At 66.4% G+C, this 711-nt stretch carries 1 pseudogene; it reads left to right on the forward strand.

Going from position 1 to position 711, the window contains the following annotated elements:
* A pseudogene (locus L540_RS21165) lies at positions 1–711 on the forward strand (hypothetical protein); the annotation flags it as partial.

Below are 711 nucleotides of genomic sequence, written 5' to 3' on the forward strand. Positions count from 1 at the left end.
GCATCGACGGCGGCGGCCTCAAGCTCAGCAATATCGCCGCCGGCACGGCGACCACCGACGCCGTCAATGTGGGACAACTGCAGGCGGTCTCCACGGTGGCCAACAGCGGATGGAACGTTACGGCGCAAGGCGCCAACGCAAGCAATGTCGCGCCAGGGGCGACGGTGGACTTTGCCAGCGCCGACAGCAACCTGGCCATCACCAAGGGCGCGACCGACAGCAAACTCCGCTTCGCGCTGTCTCGCAACCTGAATGTGGATGCCGTCACCCTCGGGACCACCCAGCTTCAGGCCAGTGGGCTGACCTTGACCGGTGGACCTAGCATCACCACCGCCGGTATCGACGGTGGTGGCCTCAAACTCAGCAACATCGCCGCCGGCAGCGCCACGACCGACGCGGTCAATGTCGGGCAGTTGCAGGCCGTCTCCTCGGTGGCCAACAGCGGTTGGAATGTCACCGCGCAGGGCGCCAACGCGAGCAATGTCGCGCCAGGGGCGACGGTGGACTTTGCCAGTGCGGACAGCAATCTCGCCATCACCAAGGGCGCCACTGACAATAAGCTGCGCTTCGCCCTGTCCCGCAACCTGAATGTGGATGCCGTGACCCTCGGGACCACCCAGCTCCAGGCCAGCGGCCTGACCTTGACCGGCGGCCCGAGCATCACCACCGCCGGCATCGACGGCGGCGGCCTCAAGCTCAGCAATATCGCCG

Origin of the sequence: Bordetella pseudohinzii, assembly GCF_000657795.2 — a bacterium.
Classification (GTDB): domain Bacteria; phylum Pseudomonadota; class Gammaproteobacteria; order Burkholderiales; family Burkholderiaceae_B; genus Bordetella; species Bordetella pseudohinzii.